Origin of the sequence: Actinoplanes sp. NPDC048791 (assembly GCF_040650095.1) — a bacterium.
In the GTDB taxonomy this organism is placed as follows: domain Bacteria; phylum Actinomycetota; class Actinomycetes; order Mycobacteriales; family Micromonosporaceae; genus Actinoplanes.
Map to the genome: position 1 here is coordinate 1 of NZ_JBEZGQ010001125.1, position 2524 is coordinate 2524.

Here is a 2524-nt window from a genome sequence, read left to right on the forward strand (position 1 = left end):
GCGACCGCCCCGGTGCTGCAGTCGCTGCCGTCGGGCTGGCGCAACGTCCCGTCCGGCTCGCAGACCGCCGTGTACGACGGCCCGGCCGGCCCGGTGGAGGTCGGCTACCGGATGAACCGGCACGGCGAGCTGGCCGGCTGGTGGGTCCGCGCGGTGGACCCGGAGGAGCTGGACCTGGCGGGGCTGGGCCAGGCCCCGACGCTCGACGACCATCCGCCCACGGTGGTGGTGCACGCCGACGGCGGCCGGGTGGACCTGGACGTCAACGGCATCCGGCTCAGCCTGAAGGTGCACCGGGTGGGTGACATCTCCTACGTGGACAGCCCGGAGGGCTCGGTCACGCTGCGTGAGCTGTCCCGCTTCCCGCTGCCGGCCCCGGAGACCACCGAGGGCTCGCTGATCGCCCCGCTGCCCGGTGCGGTCCGCCGGGTCCTGGTGGTCCCGGGTCAGCGGGTGCGCGCCGGTGAGCTGCTGCTGACGCTGGAGGCGATGAAGCTGGAGCACCCGGTGCACGCGCCCTCGGCCGGCGTGGTCGCCTCACTGCCGGTGCAGCCGGGCGCCGAGGTCGACACCGGCGAGCTGCTGGCCGTGCTCGACCCTGAGTAAGGAGCTTCAGCCGCGGGCCAGCACCGGCCCGCGGAGCTGGTCCCGGCCCTGACCGGCCAGGCAGCGGAAAGTACGGTCGGCGCTGGTCGGCGGCAGCACCGACAACGCCCACTCGGTGCTGTCGGTACGGGTCGTCGTGCGCCGGAAGGTGGCCGTGCTGCACACCTTGCGCACGATCGGGTCGGTGGTGACCGCGTCCCGGTCGCGGGGCTCCACTCCGGACGGCAGCCGGCCGATCGCGAACACCTCCCAGCTGTGTGGCCGGGTGCACGCGACCTTGCGGGCGGTCCGGCCGTCGTCGGCCCGCCGCGTGTAGCACTCGACCTGTTCGGGGCAGTGCGCGTTGGGAGCGGCACAGCCGGGGAGCCGGGACAGCGCCACGGGCACGGTGGACGTCGCCGGCGCGGCCAGCCGGGTGGCGAACGACCGCACCTTGGGGCCGTGCGCGGACGCCAGCCAGGCGCCGCCCAGCGAGGTCGCGACCAGCAGGAACACCCCGAAGCCACCGAAGAGCCACTTGCGCTTGGCCCGCTTGCGGCCCTCGGTGTGCACGGTCGGGGTCTCGTCGGCGCCGTGCACCTCGCGGGTGGGTGACACCGGCGGCACCGGCCGCGGGTTGCGGGGCATCGGCTGCGGCTCGGGCGGCTGGAACGTCGACGCGCGGTAGACCGTCGGCGGGACCTGGTGGCCACTCTGACCGAGGTGCACGCCGCCGAGCATCTCGCGCAGCTGCTCCGCGGTGGGGCGGGCCCGAGGATCGTTCGCCATGCCGTACCGCAGGATCTCGGTGAGCGCGCGCGGCACGCCCGGCAGCTCCGGGATGGGCTGGTTGAACAGGTCCATCAGGGTGATCAGGCTGGGGCTGCGGTCGGACTCCCAGCGCGGCGGGCGGCCTCGCATCACGGCGTAGAGGGTGGCGCAGAGCGCGTACACGTCGACCGCGCCGGACGGCTCGGCGTGCGAGAACATCTCGGGCGGGGCGTACGCCGGGGTGAGCACCTCGAGGGTGACCGACGAATCGCGCATCTCCCCGAGCACGGCCAGCCCGAAGTCGGCGAGCACGGCCGGGTTGAAATGCGAGTACAGGATGTTCGCGGGCTTGACGTCGCGGTGCAGCACCCCGTTGGCGTGCGAGTGCACCAGCGCGTCGGCGATCTTCACGCCCAGGTCGCGGGCCTCGGCGGCGGTGAGCGGGGAGATCCGCATCCGGTCCAGGTACGACCCGTCACAAAGTTCCATGATCAGGTACGGGTGCTGATCGACCGTCACCCCGACGTCGAACAGGTCCACCACGTGCGGGTGCGACGACATCCGCCCGGCCGCTTTGGCCTCGCGCAGGAAACGGGCCTGGTCCCGGGCGTTGTCCAGCGTCCTGTTCTCGACCTTGATGGCGACGTCACGACCGACGGAATCCTGCGTCGCACGGTAGACAGTGGCGTACCCACCTCGTGCCATAACCGTCAAGCCGGACATGCCAGGCACGTACGGCGCGGGGAGGCGGCCAGGCGGGGTGTCGGTCACGGGTTAGAAAATACGCGACCGGGCGTCAGCTTCATCCCGGCACGTCAGACGCGTACGCGACAGATTCCGGCGGTTCCACGATGGAATGGGCCAGAGCATCCCTCAATTCCTCCGCCGCGACTCGTTCACTGACCTGTTCCGAGGAGTACGCGAGCAGCACAGCCTCCTCGGCCGCACCCCGCGCGAGGTCCAGCGACCCGGCCGCCGCGTGCACCCGGGCGAGCACCATCGCGGCGACCACTCCGCTGCGGACGTCCTCGGCCGGCACCTCGCGGGCGCGCCGGATCCAGGTCGCCGCCGCTTCGACGTGACCGTCGGCGAGCAGGGCGGACGCGTACGACGCCAGCGCGTGCCGGCGGGAGAAGAGCAGCGAGCCGCCGGTGTCACTGGCGATCGG

The 2524-nt window shown here is 72.7% G+C and carries 2 protein-coding genes and 1 pseudogene; 1 reads left to right on the forward strand and 2 read right to left on the reverse strand.

Going from position 1 to position 2524, the window contains the following annotated elements:
• A partial coding sequence (locus AB0C29_RS43125; protein WP_360833404.1) for a biotin/lipoyl-containing protein occupies positions 1-606 on the forward strand: 606 nt, incomplete at its 5' end.
• 6 nt (positions 607-612) lie between these two features.
• On the opposite strand, the gene AB0C29_RS43130 is transcribed toward AB0C29_RS43125, so the two are convergent.
• Together AB0C29_RS43130 and AB0C29_RS43135 are read right to left on the reverse strand one after the other, a co-directional pair.
• Positions 613-2127, reverse strand: a complete 1515-nt coding sequence (locus tag AB0C29_RS43130; protein WP_360833406.1) for a serine/threonine-protein kinase — start codon at positions 2125-2127, stop codon at positions 613-615.
• Positions 2128-2158: 31 nt separating this feature from the next.
• A pseudogene (locus AB0C29_RS43135) lies at positions 2159-2524 on the reverse strand (adenylate/guanylate cyclase domain-containing protein); the annotation flags it as partial.